Annotated in this window: 19 protein-coding genes; 8 read left to right on the top strand and 11 right to left on the bottom strand. The window is 72.4% G+C overall.

The genetic code is table 11. From position 1 onward, the window contains the following. Positions 1 to 8: 8 nt before the first annotated feature. The 3 genes from LVO85_RS09465 to LVO85_RS09455 form a co-directional block, all read right to left on the bottom strand. The gene (locus tag LVO85_RS09465) at positions 9 to 200 is read right to left on the bottom strand and encodes a PspC domain-containing protein (RefSeq protein ID WP_232747181.1); all 192 of its coding nucleotides are present in this window, start codon (positions 198 to 200) and stop codon (positions 9 to 11) included. A gap of 60 nt (positions 201 to 260) precedes the next feature. Continuing rightward, a complete protein-coding gene (locus LVO85_RS09460; RefSeq protein WP_232747180.1) occupies positions 261 to 1,958 on the bottom strand; it encodes an ABC-F family ATP-binding cassette domain-containing protein in 1,698 nt (565 codons plus the stop codon). Positions 1,959 to 2,025: 67 nt separating this feature from the next. Beyond that, entirely contained in the window at positions 2,026 to 2,196 is a 171-nt protein-coding gene (locus LVO85_RS09455) for a hypothetical protein (protein ID WP_232747179.1), read from the bottom strand. Positions 2,197 to 2,269: 73 nt separating this feature from the next. On the opposite strand from LVO85_RS09455, the gene LVO85_RS09450 reads away from it, so the two are divergent. From LVO85_RS09450 to LVO85_RS09440, 3 genes are all read left to right on the top strand, one after another. Further along, positions 2,270 to 3,214 carry a LysR family transcriptional regulator gene (locus tag LVO85_RS09450; protein ID WP_232747178.1) on the top strand — a complete coding sequence of 315 codons (945 nt, stop codon included), beginning with the start codon at positions 2,270 to 2,272 and terminating at the stop codon, positions 3,212 to 3,214. Between the two features lie 81 nt (positions 3,215 to 3,295). Next, on the top strand, positions 3,296 to 3,868 hold the full coding sequence (locus tag LVO85_RS09445; protein WP_232747177.1) for a DinB family protein: 573 nt from the start codon (positions 3,296 to 3,298) through the stop codon (positions 3,866 to 3,868). Between the two features lie 39 nt (positions 3,869 to 3,907). Further along, positions 3,908 to 4,243: a YnfA family protein gene (locus LVO85_RS09440; protein WP_232747176.1), complete on the top strand. Its 336-nt coding sequence runs from the start codon at positions 3,908 to 3,910 to the stop codon at positions 4,241 to 4,243. Between the two features lie 5 nt (positions 4,244 to 4,248). Here the strand turns inward: LVO85_RS09440 and LVO85_RS09435 are convergent, their stop codons facing one another. Both LVO85_RS09435 and LVO85_RS09430 read right to left on the bottom strand, forming a co-directional pair. Then, entirely contained in the window at positions 4,249 to 5,265 is a 1,017-nt protein-coding gene (locus LVO85_RS09435; protein WP_232747175.1) for an App1 family protein, read from the bottom strand. A gap of 10 nt (positions 5,266 to 5,275) precedes the next feature. Further along, complete coding sequence (locus tag LVO85_RS09430) at positions 5,276 to 6,220, bottom strand: SDR family NAD(P)-dependent oxidoreductase (RefSeq protein ID WP_232747174.1); 945 nt, start codon at positions 6,218 to 6,220, stop codon at positions 5,276 to 5,278. 102 nt (positions 6,221 to 6,322) lie between these two features. Between LVO85_RS09430 and LVO85_RS09425 the strand changes: the two genes are divergently transcribed. Continuing rightward, positions 6,323 to 7,507 carry a zinc-dependent alcohol dehydrogenase gene (locus LVO85_RS09425; protein ID WP_232747173.1) on the top strand — a complete coding sequence of 395 codons (1,185 nt, stop codon included), beginning with the start codon at positions 6,323 to 6,325 and terminating at the stop codon, positions 7,505 to 7,507. 9 nt (positions 7,508 to 7,516) lie between these two features. Here the strand turns inward: LVO85_RS09425 and LVO85_RS09420 are convergent, their stop codons facing one another. The 3 genes from LVO85_RS09420 to LVO85_RS09410 all read right to left on the bottom strand — a co-directional run bounded on the left by LVO85_RS09420 (position 7,517) and on the right by LVO85_RS09410 (position 8,940). Further along, entirely contained in the window at positions 7,517 to 7,891 is a 375-nt protein-coding gene (locus tag LVO85_RS09420; protein WP_232747172.1) for an SHOCT domain-containing protein, read from the bottom strand. Between the two features lie 198 nt (positions 7,892 to 8,089). After that, entirely contained in the window at positions 8,090 to 8,584 is a 495-nt protein-coding gene (locus LVO85_RS09415) for an SRPBCC family protein (RefSeq protein WP_232747171.1), read from the bottom strand. After that, positions 8,581 to 8,940 carry an ArsR/SmtB family transcription factor gene (locus tag LVO85_RS09410; RefSeq protein WP_232747170.1) on the bottom strand — a complete coding sequence of 120 codons (360 nt, stop codon included), beginning with the start codon at positions 8,938 to 8,940 and terminating at the stop codon, positions 8,581 to 8,583. Before LVO85_RS09410 ends, LVO85_RS09415 begins: the two co-directional genes overlap by 4 nt. Positions 8,941 to 9,097: 157 nt before the next feature. Between LVO85_RS09410 and LVO85_RS09405 the strand changes: the two genes are divergently transcribed. Further along, positions 9,098 to 10,126 carry a Rossmann-fold NAD(P)-binding domain-containing protein gene (locus tag LVO85_RS09405; RefSeq protein WP_232747169.1) on the top strand — a complete coding sequence of 343 codons (1,029 nt, stop codon included), beginning with the start codon at positions 9,098 to 9,100 and terminating at the stop codon, positions 10,124 to 10,126. A gap of 9 nt (positions 10,127 to 10,135) precedes the next feature. Here LVO85_RS09405 and LVO85_RS09400 read toward each other — a convergent pair whose 3' ends face one another. Then, positions 10,136 to 10,657 carry a pyridoxamine 5'-phosphate oxidase family protein gene (locus LVO85_RS09400; RefSeq protein ID WP_232747168.1) on the bottom strand — a complete coding sequence of 174 codons (522 nt, stop codon included), beginning with the start codon at positions 10,655 to 10,657 and terminating at the stop codon, positions 10,136 to 10,138. Between the two features lie 150 nt (positions 10,658 to 10,807). Here LVO85_RS09400 and LVO85_RS09395 point away from each other — a divergent pair, with 150 nt between their 5' ends. After that, positions 10,808 to 11,203 carry a nuclear transport factor 2 family protein gene (locus tag LVO85_RS09395; RefSeq protein ID WP_232747167.1) on the top strand — a complete coding sequence of 132 codons (396 nt, stop codon included), beginning with the start codon at positions 10,808 to 10,810 and terminating at the stop codon, positions 11,201 to 11,203. Position 11,204: 1 nt separating this feature from the next. Next, positions 11,205 to 12,062, top strand: coding sequence for a phosphotransferase (locus LVO85_RS09390; protein WP_232747166.1), 858 nt, complete (start codon positions 11,205 to 11,207; stop codon positions 12,060 to 12,062). A gap of 67 nt (positions 12,063 to 12,129) precedes the next feature. Here the strand turns inward: LVO85_RS09390 and LVO85_RS09385 are convergent, their stop codons facing one another. Next, complete coding sequence (locus tag LVO85_RS09385; protein WP_232747165.1) at positions 12,130 to 12,594, bottom strand: Hcp family type VI secretion system effector; 465 nt, start codon at positions 12,592 to 12,594, stop codon at positions 12,130 to 12,132. Between the two features lie 214 nt (positions 12,595 to 12,808). On the opposite strand from LVO85_RS09385, the gene LVO85_RS09380 reads away from it, so the two are divergent. Then, on the top strand, positions 12,809 to 13,150 hold the full coding sequence (locus LVO85_RS09380) for a spore germination protein GerW family protein (RefSeq protein WP_232747164.1): 342 nt from the start codon (positions 12,809 to 12,811) through the stop codon (positions 13,148 to 13,150). Here LVO85_RS09380 and LVO85_RS09375 read toward each other — a convergent pair. Continuing rightward, the gene (locus tag LVO85_RS09375; protein WP_232747163.1) at positions 13,099 to 15,471 is read right to left on the bottom strand and encodes an HNH endonuclease signature motif containing protein; all 2,373 of its coding nucleotides are present in this window, start codon (positions 15,469 to 15,471) and stop codon (positions 13,099 to 13,101) included. The two genes, LVO85_RS09380 and LVO85_RS09375, sit on opposite strands and share 52 nt — an antisense overlap. Positions 15,472 to 15,575: the final 104 nt, after the last annotated feature.

The following is a 15,575-nucleotide window of genomic DNA, read 5'->3' as shown; positions in this document are numbered from 1 at the left end:
CGGGTGGGTCAGGCCGGGTCCTGGGGCATGAGCACCCAGAGCACCACGTAGGCGAGCACCTGCGGGCCGGGGAGCAGCAAGGACAGCACGGTGAGGACCCGGACGGTCGTCGGGCTCAGGCCGAAGCGGCGCGCCAGGCCCGCGCACACCCCCGCGACGACCTTGTCGTGCCGGGGCCGGGACAGAGGAGGAGATGTCATGTCCCCGACGCTAGGCCCGGGCGGCGTCCACCGCCATCAGGGTCGACCCTGACCGCACCCTCACCGTGCCCGGGCCACCCGCGCCTCGTCCCACACCGGCTCGTCGGTCTCGCGGACCCGGCCGTCGGCCCCGAAGACCAGGAAGCGGTCGAAGCCTCGGGCGAACCAGCGGTCGTGGGTGACGGCCAGGACCGTGCCCTCGTAGCCGGCCAGGCCCTCCTCCAGCGCCTCGGCCGAGTGCAGGTCGAGGTTGTCGGTGGGCTCGTCGAGCACCAGCAGGGTGGCGCCGGACAGCTCCAGCAGCAGGATCTGCAGGCGTGCCTGCTGGCCGCCGGAGAGGGTCTCGAAGACCTGCTCCCCCGACCGGGCCAGCTCGTAGCGGTCCAGCGCCCGGGCCGCCTGCTCCTGCGGCATACCGGCCCGGTGCTCGTCGCCCCGGTGCAGGATCTCCAGCAGGGTCCTGCCCTGCAGGGCCGGGTGGTGGTGGGTCTGCGCGAACCAGCCCGGCCGCACCCGCGAGCCGAGCCGGGCGCGGCCGGTGTGCTCGACCGGCGCCGGCAGCATGTCACCGACCGGCTGCTGCTCGGGCTCGGGGTCGGTGCCACCGCAGGCCAGCAGGCGCAGGAAGTGGGACTTGCCCGAGCCGTTGCTGCCGAGCACGGCGACCCGCTCGCCGTGCCAGACCTCGAGGTCGAACGGCTCCATCAGACCGGTCAGGCCCAGGCCCTCGCAGACCACCGCCCGCTTGGCCGTCCGGCCACCGCGCAGGCGCATGGTCACGTGCTGCTCCCGCGCCACCACCTCCGGCGGGCCCTCGTCCTCGAAGCGCCGCAGGCGGGTGCGGGCCGCCTGGTAGCGAGCGGCCATGTCGGCGTTGTACGCCGCCTTCTGCCGGTACATCAGCACCAGGGCCTTGAGCTTGGCGTGCTCCTCGTCCCAGCGCCGGCGGGCCTCCTCGAGCCGGGCGTTGCGGGCCTCGCGGGCCTCGTGCCACCCGGCGAACGAGCCGGGGTGCACCCACAGCGTGGCCCCGGCCGACGAGGGCTCGAGGGTGGCCACGCGGGTGGCTACCGTGGCGAGGAGCTCGCGGTCGTGGCTGACGAGGAGCACGGTCTTGGACGAGGCCACCAGCCGGCGCTCCAGCCATCGCTTGGCGGGCACGTCGAGGAAGTTGTCCGGCTCGTCCAGCAGCAGCACCTCGTCGGGGCCGCGCAGCAGCGCCTCCAGCGCGAGCCGCTTCTGCTCACCCCCGGAGAGGGTGTCGGTCGTGCGCCACTGCGCCCGTTCGAAGGGGACGCCGAGGGCCGAGACGGTGCAGACGTCCCACAGCGTCTCGTAGTCGTAGCCCCCGACGTCGGCCCAGTCGACCAGGGCCTGGGCGTAGGCCATCTGGGAGGGCTCGTCGTCGACCTCCGTCACCGCCAGCTCGGCTCGTGCCAGCGCCTCCGCGGCCGACCGCACGGGCGGCGGTGACACCGCGACGAGCAGGTCACGGACCGTCGGCGCGTCACCGTCGTCCACGCGGCCCATCGTGCCGATGAACTGGCGCATGACGCCGACACCGCCGGTGTGGGAGACCGACCCGGTGTGCGGGTCGACGTCACCGGCGAGCAGGCGCAGCAAGGTGGTCTTGCCGGTGCCGTTGGGGCCCACGAGCGCCACCCGGGCCCCCTCCCCGACCCGCAGGGAGACACCCGACAGCAGCGGCCTGCCGTCGGGCAGGACGTAGCCGACACCGTTGATCTCGAGATGGCCCATGGTGGGGCCAGCCTGCCAAGCCGCGCGACTGTCGGCAACGGGTATGGCAGGGGCCCCTGGGTAGCGCTCAGGCGATGGTCTGGCGGGCGCTCCAGCTCGTGGCACCGAGGAACGACAGCGCGTGCACGCCGTGACGCACGAGGGTGAGGGGACCGCGGCCGGCGGACCGAGGGGTGCTCCAGAGGCCGAGGGCGGCGAGGGAGACGAGCAGGGCGGCAAGGAAGAGGAAGGTTGTCATGGGTCCTATCCTCCGCCGTTCTTTCCTTAAGCACAAGCCACATCTGCTTGCCTACATGCGTTACATTTGCTTCATGTTCAGTCTCGACCAGCTCGCCTCCCTCACGGCCGTCGTCGAGGAGGGCACCATCAGTGCCGCAGCGGACCGTCTCGGCTACACGCCCTCCGCCATCAGCCAGCAGCTCACCCGCCTCGAGCGCGACGCCGGGACCCCGCTCATGTCGCGGCAGGGACGGTATGTCGTGCCCACCGACAGCGGCCTGGCGCTGGTGGAGGCGGCGCGCATCATGATCGGCGCCGAGGAGCGGGCCCGGGCCGAGCTGGAACGGCTGACCGAGACGGTCACCGGGCGTCTGGCCGTCGCCGCGTTCCCGTCAGCGGTGCGGGGCCTGGTCGCCGACTCCCTGGCGACGATGAAGCGGCGCCACGGACAGGTCACGGTCTCGGTGCGGGAGCACGGCCCCGACGACGCGCTACGGGCCGTGGAGCGCAGCGAGGTCGACGTCGCGGTCGGTCACGACTGGGTCGACGACACCGCCACGCCGCCGGCCGGTGTCGTGCTGACCCACCTGGGCACGGACCCCCTGGACGTCGTGCTGCCCCTGGACCACCCCCTGGCCGGTGCGTCCCTCATCCGCCCGCGCCAGCTGGCCGACGACCCGTGGATCAGCGACGCCTCCGAGGGCACCTGCCAGCGCTGGCTGCACCGCTTCCAGCAGGTCAACGAGGTGCGCCTCGACATCAGCGCGCTGGCCGACGAGCACCACACCCAGATCGCCCTGATCCGCGCGGGACTGGGCATCACCCTGGTCCCCCGGCTGGGCAGGGGGGTGCTGCCCGAAGGTGTGGTGGCGGTGCCCGTCGTGGGCGCACCGACCCGGCGCGTCTTCGTGGCCCACCGGGGGGACTCCTCACGCAGGCCCACGATCAACGCGCTCATCGCCGTGCTGCTCGAGCGGGCAGCCGTGGTCCTGGAGGCCCCGCGCCGCCGTCAGCCGGCGGCTGCGGACCCGACCTGACCCCTGGCCTCCTGGTGGCGTGGGCACGACCTCGGCCGCGCAGGCAGAGCGGGTCGTCCGCGCCGGGTGCACCCTGGTCCCATGAGCACACGACTGGGGTGGAACCGTCTGCTGACCGACCAGCTCACCTGGCACTGGGTGCACCAGGCCCGCCCGCGGCTGGAGGGGCTGACCGACGAGGAGTACTTCTGGGAGCCCGTCGCCGGGGCATGGAGCGTGCGTCCGGCCGATGACCCGGGCCCGAGCCCTGCGCCGATCCGTGCCGGCTCCGGCGGCTTCCTCGTCGACTTCGATGTCCCCGAGCCGAGCCCTGCCCCGTTCACCACGGTCGCATGGCGCCTGGCCCACGTCGTCGTCGGCGTGCTCGGCGAGCGCAACGCCTCCCACTTCGGTGGCCCCGAGGTGACCTACCAGGGGTTCGCGTATGCCGGCACGGCCGCCGAGGCGCTCGTGCAGCTCGACGAGAAGGTGGCGCGCTGGACCGAGGGCGTGACCGCCCTGGGTGAGGAGGGCCTGGCGCGGCCGTGCGGCCCCGGGGAGGGGCCGTTCGGCGAGGAGCCGCTGGCAGCCCTGGTGCTGCACATCCACCGCGAGCTCATCCACCACCTGGCCGAGGTCGCCCTGATCCGCGACCTCCACGTGCACCAGCCCTGACCTGGCCCCGCCGTCCGGCGGGCTGCGACCCTGGGCCGCATGACCGTCCTGCGCTCGCTGCTGCTCTTCGCTCTCGCCGCCCTCGCCGAGATCGGCGGCGCCTGGCTCGTCTGGCAGGGCCTCCGGGAGCACCGGGGGTGGGTCTGGGTGGGCGCCGGCGTCGCGGCGCTGGGCCTCTACGGCGTCGTCGTCACGCTGCAGTCGGAGGCGGCGTTCGGGCGGGTGCTGGCGGCCTACGGCGGGATCTTCGTGGTCGGCTCCCTGGCCTGGGGCATGGCTCTGGACGGCTTCCGCCCCGACCGCTACGACGTCGCAGGAGCACTCCTGTGCCTGGCCGGGGTGGCGGTCATCATGTATGCCCCGCGAGGTGCCTGAGGCACTCAGCGCGACGCGGCGCGGAGCACCTCGTCGAGCATCGGCAGGATGGCGTGCCCGTCCGGGCCACGCAGCACCGGCACGTCGCCCACCCGGCCACGCGGCGGCAGCTCAGGGTCGGGCCGCACCTGGCGCAGCGCGATGCACACCACCCGGTCGGGACGGGAGCGGGCGAAGGCCTCGTAGAGGTCGGGGTCGTGCTCCCCGTCGTCCCCGACGAGCACGAAGCGGACGCCCGGCAGGTCCTCGGCGAGACGCAGCAGGGACGACGACTTGTGCGCCTTGCCGTCCCGGAACCAGCGGTCCGGGCTGAGCCCCCAGTCGGTCATGAGCAGCGCCCCCGGCGGGAAGCCGTGCGCCGCCAGGAAGCGGGCGACCGCGCGGGCGAGGTTCCACGGACCGTTGCTGAGGTACACCACGGGTGCGTGCTCGGTGCCGGCGAGCACGCGCTGCAGCAGGTCGGCCATGCCGGGCACCGGCTCGCGGCCGACGCTGGTGTTCATGAAGGTGCGCCACGCCGCGCGCAGCGGCTGGGTGAGGCCCGTGATCCAGGCGGTGTCGTCGATGTCGCAGACCACCGCCACCGTCGCCGTGGGAGAGGCCACGAAGACCTCGCCGGAGACGGGACCCCGGCCGGGCACGTCCAGCGTCACCGTGTGGCGACCGGGGTGGACGTCGGCCGGCACGACGGTGTCCACGAAGCCGTTCCGGTCCGTCGTGGTCTGCTGCCGACGGCCGTCCAGCGTCACGTGCACCGGCTGGTCGGGGACCTCGAGAGTGAGCAGCCGGCGCCAGGCGGGCACCCCGACCATCGCGGCGGAGTCACGCCCCGGCGGGGCCATCACCACCCGGCCGAGCACACGCGCCCGGCCGCGTGCGGCGTACCCCCAGTACGGCTTGGCCGCGGGGCTCCAGCCGAGACGCACGGCCACGCGGGAGGCGGCACTGCGCGCTCCGACGGAGGCCGTGTGCGCCACGCGGACGGCGGTGGCGTTGACGACGTCGAGGGGTGAGCTGGACATGCGGCGCATGCTAGCGACGGGCCCACCGCTGGTTGAAGCGCTCGGCCGCGCGGGAGCCCAGGGTCGCCACCGCGCGGATCGCCTCCGACCCGAGCAGCCGGTCCGCCCGGTGACCCGGGACGGTCGCGGACTCCGCGGGCACCGGTGCCCCGGGGAGCACCCGGTTGACCAGCCCCATGACGTGCACCGTCGTGCTGGGCATCAGACCGTGCACCCGCATGCCGACCTTGGCCAGGGGTGTCAGCACCACGTGCGCGCGGCCGCGCAGGACGCCGTCAACGATCCTGCGCGCCGCCCGCTCGGCGTCCATCGACAGCAGGGGCAGCGTGGCGGCCGGGGCGAACCATGCGTACTCCGCCGCCTGGTCGCCGGTGAACATGGCGCGCTCGTGCGAGCCGGTGCGCATGAGCCCGGGCACGACGGTGGTCGCGCTGACCCCCGTGCCCGCCAGCTCGGCCGCCAGCCCCTCGGTGAAGCCCACGGCGCCGAACTTCGCGGTGGCGTAGGGGAGCAGGTGGGGGGCCGCGACCTTGCCACCGATGGAGGTGACCGTGCCGATGCGGCCCCGCCCGCGCGACCGCATACCGGGCAGGACAGCCCACGCCAGGTGCACCGGTCCCCAGAGCATCGTGGCGACCGCCTCCTCGAAGTGCTCGTGCGTCATCGACTCGGCCGGCCCGACCTGGATGACCCCGGCCACGCTGACCAGCACGTCCACGGGTCCGAGGTCCTGCTCCACGCGGGCCACCAGGGCGTCGACCTCGTGCCGCGAGCCCACGTCGCAGACGTAGGGACGCACGGTGCCGTGCCGGGCGAGCAGCTGGGCTGCCCGGTCGACCTCGGCACGGTCGCGGGCACACAGCGCCACCGCGTGCCCGCGGTCGAGCAGCTCCCGGGCGACCAGGAGCCCGAGTCCGCGGGAAGATCCGGCGACGAGCGCGACTGAGGTGTCCATGGCCCGACGGTACGTCCGTCGGACCGGCGTCGCAGGCTGAGACCGGAGGCCGGGTCGACCTCCCGGTCGCGGGACCGCGACCGCCCACCTAGCGTGACGGGCATGAAGGCACTCACCTGGCAAGGCATCGAGAAGGTCGAGGTCACGGAGGTCCCGGACCCTGTCATCGAGGAGCCGACCGACGCGGTCGTGCGGGTCACCTCGACCGCCGTCTGCGGCTCGGACCTGCACCTCTACAGCGTCCTGGCGCCCTACCTGCGCAAGGGCGACGTGCTCGGTCATGAGTTCATGGGCGTCGTCGAGGAGGTCGGCTCGGCGGTGAGCCACGTGCAGCCCGGCGACCGGGTCGTGGTGCCGTTCAACATCTCCTGCGGGCACTGCTGGATGTGCGACCGCGGCCTCTTCGCCCAGTGCGAGACCACCCAGGTGCGCGAGCAGGGCAAGGGTGCTCGGCTGTTCGGCTACACGTCCCTCTACGGCTCCGTCCCGGGCGGGCAGGCCGAGCGGGTGCGCGTGCCGCACGCGGACTTCGGCCCGGTCAAGCTCGCCGACGACCACCCCGACGAGCGCTACCTCTACCTCTCCGACATCCTGCCCACCGCCTGGCAGGGGGTGGCGTACGCCGACGTGGCGCCGGAAGGCACACTCGCCGTCGTCGGCCTGGGCCCGGTCGGTCTGCTCGCCGTGCGTGCCGCCCGGCACCAGGGCATCTCCCGCGTCATCGGGGTCGACCTCGTCCCGGAGCGGCTGGAGCTGGCCCGCGCCTCGGGGGCCGAGGTGGTCGACCTGCGCGAGGTCGACGACGTCGCCGCCACCCTGGTCGAGATGACCGAGGGCCGCGGCCCCGACGGCGTCGTCGAGGCCGTGGGCATGGAGGCGCACGGCAACCCCGTCGCGGGCCTGGCGATCTCCGGCGCCAGCCGTCTGCCCGGGCCCTTGGCACGCACCGCCATCGAGACCGCGGGCATCGACCGCCTGGCTGCCCTGCACACGTCCGTCAAGGCGGTGCGCCGTGGCGGGACGGTGTCGGTCTCCGGGGTGTACGGCGGGATGGCCGACCCGATGCCGATGATGGAGCTCTTCGACAAGGGCGTGCAGCTGCGCATGGGGCAGTGCCACGTGAAGCGGTGGACCCCTGAGCTGCACACCCTGGTCTCGGGGGCGGACGACGTCCTGGGGCTGGAGACGCTGGCGACGCACCGGATGCCGCTGGCCGAGGCCCCCGAGGCCTACGCCATGTTCCAGCAGAAGCGGGACGGCTGCGTCAAGGTCGTGCTGCAGCCCTGAGCGGCACGGTCAGGCCAGCGCCTTCGCCTTGAGGGTGTCGAACTCCTGCGGGGTGATGGCCCCGGAGTCGAGCAGGGTCTTGGCCTGCGCGATCTGCTCCGCGAAGGAGGTGCCGGCCACCCGGCGGATGTAGTCGTCCGCCTGCTCCTGCGAACGCTGCACCTCTGCCACCTGGCGCTGCGCCATGCCCTTGCCACGCACGACCAGGTAGACCAGCGCGGTGAGCACGGGCAGGAAGATGAGGGCGACGATCCACACCGCCTTCATCCACCCCGAGGTGTCAGGGTCGCGGAAGAGGTCGATGACGATCTGGAACATCACCATGAGGTAGGCGATGAAGAGGAAGCTGTAGATCATCAGCCAGAAGAAGTCCCAGAAGTCCATCAGGGGCCTTTCGAGAAAGCGGGACGTGGCCCGCACGTGGGTGGTCTCGCAGGTGACGTGCCCCCGCCTGTCGCATCGCACGGGCACGTCGCCTGCGTGCACCATCGTGCGTCCGTCCTGCCGTCGCAGGCATCACCCATCCAGGGTGAACGGCGCGGGGTCACGCCCGATGAAGCCGAGCAGCCACGGCTGGGGCCGTCAGACGGCACCGTCGGCCAGCAGCGCGTCGAGCGTGGCGTAGCCCTCGTCCACCCCGACCTCCATCCCGCTGGCGAGCATGGCGTCGCGGCCCTCGATGCTGTCGACCAGCGACTGCGCGTGCATCCGGGTGACGCCGCCACCGAGCTCCTCGAAGGTCATGGTGTCGAGGGAGACGCCCTCGGGGTAGCCCTCGCAGGTGAAGGTCTGGACCAGCCGGTGGTCGCTGACCTCGTGGAAGCAGCCGTGGAAGGCGTGCTCCTCGTCCCCACGGACGTTGACGTAGCGGTAGCTGCCACCGGTGCGGGCGTCCCAGTGGTCGATGCGGGTGCTGACGGAGTGCGGGCCGACCCAACGGGCGAAGATCTCCGGGTCGGTGTGTGCCCGCACGAGCTGGGCCGGTGTGGCCCGGAAGTCGCGTGTCATGCGGATCAGGGGCAGCTGCGGGTCCGCCTCGATCGTGGTGGCCTGCGAGCTGTGGTCGGTGGTGGTCATGAGACGTTCTCCTCATCGGCGTGGTGGGTGTCCTGCGGATGCGTCATCTCTGCCAGGACCGCGTCGAGGCGGCGGTAGCGCGCCTCGGCCTCGCGCCGGTAGCGCTCGACCCACCTCGTCATCAGGTCGAAGACCTGCGCCTCGAGGTGGACCGGACGGCGCTGCGCGTCGCGGCTGCGGCTCACCAGCCCGGCCTCCTCCAGCACCTTGAGGTGCTTGGAGACCGCCTGGACGCTGACGTCGTAGGGTTCGGCGAGCTCACTGACCGTGGCGTCCCCGGTGGCCAGACGGGCCACCATGTCGCGTCGGGTGGGGTCCGCCAGCGCGGCGAAGACGCGGGAGAGCTCGTCGTCCATATGTCCTCCCTCGGTGGGACGGCCGCCTGGGGCTGTCCCGGTCGTATACAACCTCTGCCTTGAATACGACCCTAGAACGATGACGCACGTTCGTCAACCATCCGGTTGAATACGTGGTCACTGGACCGTCGAGCCACCGGGACGACACACTGGCGCGGTGAACGACCTGCACCTGTGGATCCGCAGCGAGACCCGGTCGACCGAGCAGCGCGTGCCCGTGGTCCCCGACGACGCCGCACGGCTGGTGGCGGCAGGTGCGCGGCTGACGGTGGAGGAGTCGCCGCAGCGTATCTACCCGCTCGAGGACTACGTCCGGGCCGGGTGCGAGACCGCGCCGGCCGGGTCGTGGGAGAGGGCGCCGTCCACGGCATACGTGGTGGGCATCAAGGAGCTGCCCGAGCAGCCTCGGGAGCTGCGGCACACCCACATCCTGTTCGCGCACGCGTTCAAGGGACAGCACGGGGCCGCCGAGCTGCTGGGGCGCTTCGGGCGTGGCGGCGGGGAGCTGCTCGACCTGGAGTACCTCACCGTGGACCACCGCCGGGTCGTCGCCTTCGGCCGGTGGGCGGGGTATGCCGGCGCAGCCCTCGGGGTGCTGGCGCTGCGCGGGCAGCTGGTCACCCCGCTGACCCCGACCGACCACGCCACGCTGCACGCCGCGCTCGTCTCACCCGGAGCCGCGACCCCGTCGGCGCTGGTCATCGGCGGGTTCGGTCGCAGCGGCGGTGGCGCGGTCGACGCGCTGACGACAGCCGGCTGCCAGGTCACCCGGTGGGGCATCGCCGAGACACGGTCGCTCGACAGGCGCGCGCTCCTCGACCACGACCTGCTGGTCAACTGTGTCGTCACCTCGGCCCCTCAGGCACCCTTCGTCGAGCACGGCGACCTGACCGTCCCCGACCGGCAGCTGCGGCTGGTCGTCGACGTGACGTGCGACGTCACGTCCGAGCACAACCTGGTGCCGGTGAACACCGCCGTGACGACCTGGGAAGATCCGGTGCGCCGGCTGCACGAGGACCCCCTGCTCGACGTCATCGCCATCGACAACCTGCCCTCACTCGTGCCCCGCGAGGCCAGCGCGAGCTTCTCTGCCGAGCTCACCCCGCTGTGGCACGACCTCGCCGTGCGTCGTGGCCCCTGGGCCGCCGCGCGAGCCAGGTTCCGCCAGGCCATGGCGGGCATCTGACGTCGGCCCTCAGAGGTGGGTGCCGCCCTCGAGACGCACCGTCTCGTTGTCGCCGACGTCCGGGCGGCCGTCGCGCTGCACCGCGCTCTTGACCAGGGCCAGCACAGTGGCGACCCGGCCCGGGCCCTGCCAGTACTCCGCCGTGAGGCCCTGCACACGCAGCAGCACGACCTCGTCGTCCTCCGGTCCGCCCTCGAGCCAGGCGGAGGCGGCCGTGTTCCAGAGCTCCTTCTTCTTCTCGACGTCGCGCACGAGCTGTGCGGTGCCGTTGATCGACAGCCAGGCGTCGTCACCGGAGAAGGCCACGTTGACGTGCGGCTCCGAGGCGATGTCGTCGATCTTGGCCGCGTCGGCCTGCGAGAAGAACCACAGGTCGCCGTCGAACTCCACGTCCTGGACAGCCATCGGACGGCTCACCAGTGCTCCCTGGTGGACGGAGGTGAGCATGCAGATGCGCTGGTCGCCGATGATCTCGCGCACGGTGGCCACAGCCTCGGGGTCGCGGCCGGCGGTGCTGTCGTGGTGCGTCATGGTTGCGCCTCTTCTCGTCGGGGTCGGGTCCTGTCCCTAGCCTGAGGGGCAGCGGCGCGGAACGCCACCGCTGAGGTGGCCCGCGCGGGGCCCGCTGACGGGGCGTACGCCAGCGCCGGTCCGGTCAGGGGTCGCCGCTAGCGTGGGCACATGGACGACCCCGACCGGCTCAGGACCCTGCTCGAGCTCGAACGGCATGGGTGGGACGCGCTCTGCGACGGCACCGGCGACGACTTCTACGGCCACGTGATGACCGACGACGCCGTGATGGTGCTGGCCGACGGCAGCGTCATGGACCGCCCGACCGTGGTGGCCTCCCTCGGGCACGCACCCCCGTGGCGCACCTACGAGATCGGCGACCCGCGGCTGGTCGACATCTCCCCGGACAGCACCTGTCTCGTCTACCTGGGCCGCGCCTACCGGGAGGGGGACCAGCCTGCCTTCACTGCCGTGATGACCAGCGTCTACGTGCGCCCGGCAGGCCGGTGGCGGCTGGCGCTCTACACGCAGACCCCGGTGCCGGACGCCGGCACCGCTCCGGCGTAGCGTGCCCGCCGCATCGCGCCTGCCCGGACTGTCGCCCGAGCAGGCGTCGCTGGTCACCGCGTGGCTGCCGCACGCCACGCTCGTGCGGGACCACAGCTGGGGGCTCACCGACACCACGGTGCTGCAGCTGCGCAGGTCCGAGGGCGAGGACGTCGTCGTCAAGGCAGCAGGACCGGGGAACCATCACCTCGACCGCGAGGTCACCGCGCACGAGAGCTGGCTCCGGCCCTGGACCTCCCGGGGTCGGGCGCCGACCCTGCTGCACGTCGACCGGCTTGCGAAGGTGCTGGTCACGGCATACCTGCCGGGGAGGCTGGTCGAGGGTGACGAGTCCGAGGGGTCGCCGGACACGTACCGGCAGGCCGGGCAGCTGCTGAGGCTGCTGCACGACCAGGCCAGCCGCACCGACGACGGGTTCGAGGCGGCCATGGACGCCAGGGCAATGGCGTGGCTGGACGCACCGCACCGCATCGACGGCACCACCGAGAGAGAGCTTCGACGGAGGATCGACGGCCACCGGCCCGGGCCCGCACGCCTGGTGCCGACGCACGGCGACTGGCAGCCACGCAACTGGCTGGTCCACCAGGGTGAGGTCGCCGCCATCGACTTCGGTCGCGCCGCCTGGCAGACCCCGGACACGGACCTCGCCCGACTCTCCGCGCAGCAGTTCGTGGGACGGCCGGACCTCGAGGCAGCCTTCGTCGAGGGGTACGGCTCGGACCCTCGCGCCGGCGAGGGATGGCTCCGCGTGCGTCTGCGCGAGGCGGTCGGCACCGCGGTCTGGGCCTACCAGGTCGGCGACGAGCCGTTCGAGGCTCAGGGGCACCGGATGATCCGTGACGTGCTGGCGGACGGCTGAGTGTCGGTCGTCGCGCCCGTGCCCGGTGCGGGCAGCGTCCACCCGGACCTTTGAATGCCACCGGCCCTCAGGTGTTCTGCGACGGATCCAGCACCGTCTCGTGCTCCCCGTGGTAGGTGAAGGTGATGCTGCGGTAGCCGAAGGCGAGACGCTCCTCGAGCTGGTCCAGGCCCTCGGCGGGCACCAGGTCGTAGCTCATGACCGAGGCACCGGTCAACGTCACCACCAGGTAGTCGCCGCGGTCTCCCGGACGCCCACGGCCCCAGGACAGCGCCTGCGAGACGGTGAGGACGACCTCGGGGAACACCACGTTGTCGAACAACGCCCTCTTGAGGTAGGGCGAGGAGCGGTCGTAGTGCTTGGTCACCATCAACGGTTGGAGCTGGACCCGGCCGCTGCGGGGCTCGGTCGCGGAGGAGGCCGGGACTCCCATGCCGAAGGACAGAGCCACCACGTCGATCTCGTCCTCGTGGTCCTTGCTGGTGCTCTCACCCGGGATGTCGGGAACCTTGAGGAAACCCTGGACGGCCATCAGGCATGCCTCTCCGCTGGGCGGTGTGGCCGGCCGCCTGCAGGAAGCAGCTGCCACTGATCCACCCATCAGACCGCACCCGGACCCACCCCCGCAAGAGACCTCCGACGCCCATTCCGGCGCCAGGGGGACTTCCGGCCCTGTCGACCCGGGCGACCCGTCGCTAGCGTCGAGAGGGAGGGCCGCCCACCCCGGGCTGCCACGAGGAGGAACCATGAAGGTCACCGACATGCTGGGCGCTGCCCAGGACTCGATCACGGTGCGGAGGGTGTTCGGCGAGCCCTACGAGAAGGACGGAACCACCATCATCACCGCGGCGCGAGTCGCCGGTGGGGGCGGGGGCGGGGGCGGGCACGACAGCTCGGACCAGGAGGGTGAGGGCGCCGGGTTCGGCCTGCACGCACGCCCCGCCGGTGCCTATGTCATCCGCAACGGACAGGTGCGCTGGGAACCGGCGATCGACCTGAACCGGATCCTGGCCGTCGTCGGCATCGTTGCCGTCGCCTACCTGCTCAGCAGGCCCCGCACCATCCGGGCGCGAGCCACGCTCAGCTGAGGGGGCTCGCTCCTCAGAACGGCGGCGGGCCGGCGTCGTCCGCTGCCCATCGAGGCGTGGCCGCGACGGTCCGACCTGTCGGCGTCGGCGACTTCATCGGCATCGGCATCGGCATCGGCGTCGGGTTCAGGATCTGCTCCGGGGTCGGCTGACCCGGCGGCGGCCCGCTGCGTCGGTGCGCACCCATGGTGTGGAACACCCTGAGCGGCCGGTCGACGCCTGCCGTCCAGGCAGTCTGCGTGCTCGTCGTGGTCGTCCAGGGCTTCGAGCCAGCGGTCCTGGCCTGCGCGGGAGGACAGCGCCGCGTAGACCAGCCGGCTGCGCAGGTCCCCGTCCGTGACACCGCCGGGGTCGATACCTCCCCAGGCGTCGTCGCCAGATGCGACCGGTTCGGGTGCGACTGCTCCACGGGTCGCGTGTGCGGCGACGCCGGCCGGGCGCAGGACGGTGTCGTACTGCCGGTAGTCATGAGGCCTGGTCGAGTAGACCCGGCCGAACAGGGTCCGCCAGGTGACGGTGCGCGTGGCGTCGATGACGGTGGCCCAGAAGCCCTCGGTCTTCAGCGCGTGGTGTGCGCGATGCTTGAGGCTGAAGTTGCTCTCGGACGTCGTCCCGCCTGCATTGAAGGGGTGCTCGTGGTCGAGGTCGCACCGTCGGGCCGGCACCAGGCACCCTGGCGCCCGGCAGACCCGGTCCACGGCTCTGACCTGCTCTGTCATCTGTCTGTCAGGACGGTAGGCGGTGGTGGAGCGCTCGACCACCCGGCCATCCGCGGGATCGGTCAGGATCCGGTGGACGGTGGTGCCGGGAGCCAGCAGGAGCTCCCTTGCGTGCTCGGCGCTGATGAAGCCGTGCCCCGACAGCTCCGCCACGGACCCTCTGTCGCTGCCCTCACCCTCACCCTCGTCGTCCACACCGGCAGCACCCGCGGCACCGGCGGCACCGCCCCGCCTCGGTCGGGGTGCAGACGGCATGAGGTGAAGCGCGGAGAGGGGCATCACGAGCTCGACGCGCGTCGCGGGCAGCCCGCTGATGATGCGCGACACCTCTTGGGGGACACCCACGAGCGGCTCGTCGCCCGGGCACGAGGCACCTGGCCGCGGCCTCTGGTCCTCGTCACAGGAGGTGTCAGCGCCTCGGTGAGACGGGACCTGCGCATCGGGCAGCGGCAGGGTCCCGTGCACGAGCAGAGCCATGGCGGTGTCGGCTCTGATGTGGTGCTGTGGCCGGGGGTCCCCCGCAGCCCGCGCCCGTCGTGCGATGGTCTCGATGCGGTCGGCGGCACCGACGACAGCCTCCGTGGAGCCGGTGATCTTGAGGCAGCTCAGACCGTCGTCGTAGAGCTCCGTCGAGACGCCACGGGTCTCCACCGCAGCCCGGCGCCGCTTCCTGGCCGCTGTGGAGTCCGCGCCATCGACACGGACCACCTCACGGTCCAGCCTTCGCCTGAACTCGGCCCAGGACTCACGCCGCAGGCTCTCCTGAAGGGCTGTGCCCTGAGGGTCGTCGGGGACCGGATGGTCCAGGAGGGGACCGAACACCTCCTCGGCCACAGCGGTCGCATCGGCCACGTCCATCCTCCGGCAGCGGGACCACCACAGGTCGACCGCCCGCCAGTGGGTCACACCGCGGCGCAGCGCCGCCTCCACCGGGGCGGCGGCGACCCGAGGTGCAGCAGCGAAGCAGACGAGCGAGCGGGTCCGCCAGAGGGTGTGTCCGGTGGCGACGCTCAGCTCGTGCGCGACCGCAGACTTGGTCTTGGCACGCCAGCGCTCCCGTGCGCCGGCCGACAGCTCGTCGGGCACCGTCGCGCCCTTGCGCGCCAGCAGGTCCTGCCCTGCTCGCTCCGTCAGGGACCTGCACACCGAGACGGCGACAGCCTCGGCGAACCCCTGCACCCGGCGGACCGCAGACGCGGCCCGGACGAGCTCGTCATCGGTGACCACCTCCTGGGACGGCAGGACCACGCCCTGGGCACCTTGCTCTCGCCGGGCAGCACGGTGCGCTGCCGCGCCCGTGAGCAGCGACAGCAGGTCCTCGACCACCTCGGGTGCCAGCCCCAGGGTGCCCAGGCCGTGAGCGACCCGCCCCAGTGCCCCCGGCACCTCGGACAGCCCCGAGGTCTCGGAGTCGTGCCACAGGGCATCGTCGACATCCTCGACGACATCCCGGTCGCCCAGACCCAGCCAGCTCGGCTCCCAGTCCTCATCACGATGCCTGCCGTCACCCGGGACGCCCTCCCGGACCTCACGGCCGACGTCGTTCTCCCGTGTGCCCGTCACCACCGCCGTCGCCATGTCTCCCCTGTCCTGCCTCTCCACGTCGTCCCACGGTCCCGCCGTGTCACGGTCTCGCCGTCACACGGTCCCGCCGCCCATCTCGCCCGGCGAGACCATGGGACAAACGTAGAACACACGTACGACAT

It is taken from the genome of Ornithinimicrobium sediminis, from assembly GCF_021272345.1.
Lineage (GTDB): Bacteria > Actinomycetota > Actinomycetes > Actinomycetales > Dermatophilaceae > Ornithinicoccus > Ornithinicoccus sediminis_B.
Note: the sequence above shows the minus strand (reverse complement) of the source record. Positions and strands in the feature narration are given on the sequence as shown.

What these genes read in the sequence shown, in the direction of transcription:
- LVO85_RS09425 (WP_232747173.1), top strand. Translation starts at nt 6,323, where the DNA reads ATGAAGGCACTCACCTGGCAAGGCATCGAGAAGGTCGAGGTCACGGAG.
- LVO85_RS09450 (WP_232747178.1), top strand. Translation starts at nt 2,270, where the DNA reads ATGTTCAGTCTCGACCAGCTCGCCTCCCTCACGGCCGTCGTCGAGGAG.
- LVO85_RS09385 (WP_232747165.1), bottom strand. Translation starts at nt 12,594, where the DNA reads ATGGCCGTCCAGGGTTTCCTCAAGGTTCCCGACATCCCGGGTGAGAGC.
- LVO85_RS09415 (WP_232747171.1), bottom strand. Translation starts at nt 8,584, where the DNA reads ATGACCACCACCGACCACAGCTCGCAGGCCACCACGATCGAGGCGGAC.
- LVO85_RS09430 (WP_232747174.1), bottom strand. Translation starts at nt 6,220, where the DNA reads ATGGACACCTCAGTCGCGCTCGTCGCCGGATCTTCCCGCGGACTCGGG.
- LVO85_RS09455 (WP_232747179.1), bottom strand. Translation starts at nt 2,196, where the DNA reads ATGACAACCTTCCTCTTCCTTGCCGCCCTGCTCGTCTCCCTCGCCGCC.
- LVO85_RS09380 (WP_232747164.1), top strand. Translation starts at nt 12,809, where the DNA reads ATGAAGGTCACCGACATGCTGGGCGCTGCCCAGGACTCGATCACGGTG.
- LVO85_RS09420 (WP_232747172.1), bottom strand. Translation starts at nt 7,891, where the DNA reads ATGGACTTCTGGGACTTCTTCTGGCTGATGATCTACAGCTTCCTCTTC.
- LVO85_RS09400 (WP_232747168.1), bottom strand. Translation starts at nt 10,657, where the DNA reads ATGACGCACCACGACAGCACCGCCGGCCGCGACCCCGAGGCTGTGGCC.
- LVO85_RS09440 (WP_232747176.1), top strand. Translation starts at nt 3,908, where the DNA reads ATGACCGTCCTGCGCTCGCTGCTGCTCTTCGCTCTCGCCGCCCTCGCC.
- LVO85_RS09435 (WP_232747175.1), bottom strand. Translation starts at nt 5,265, where the DNA reads ATGTCCAGCTCACCCCTCGACGTCGTCAACGCCACCGCCGTCCGCGTG.
- LVO85_RS09445 (WP_232747177.1), top strand. Translation starts at nt 3,296, where the DNA reads ATGAGCACACGACTGGGGTGGAACCGTCTGCTGACCGACCAGCTCACC.
- LVO85_RS09395 (WP_232747167.1), top strand. Translation starts at nt 10,808, where the DNA reads ATGGACGACCCCGACCGGCTCAGGACCCTGCTCGAGCTCGAACGGCAT.
- LVO85_RS09410 (WP_232747170.1), bottom strand. Translation starts at nt 8,940, where the DNA reads ATGGACGACGAGCTCTCCCGCGTCTTCGCCGCGCTGGCGGACCCCACC.
- LVO85_RS09465 (WP_232747181.1), bottom strand. Translation starts at nt 200, where the DNA reads ATGACATCTCCTCCTCTGTCCCGGCCCCGGCACGACAAGGTCGTCGCG.
- LVO85_RS09460 (WP_232747180.1), bottom strand. Translation starts at nt 1,958, where the DNA reads ATGGGCCATCTCGAGATCAACGGTGTCGGCTACGTCCTGCCCGACGGC.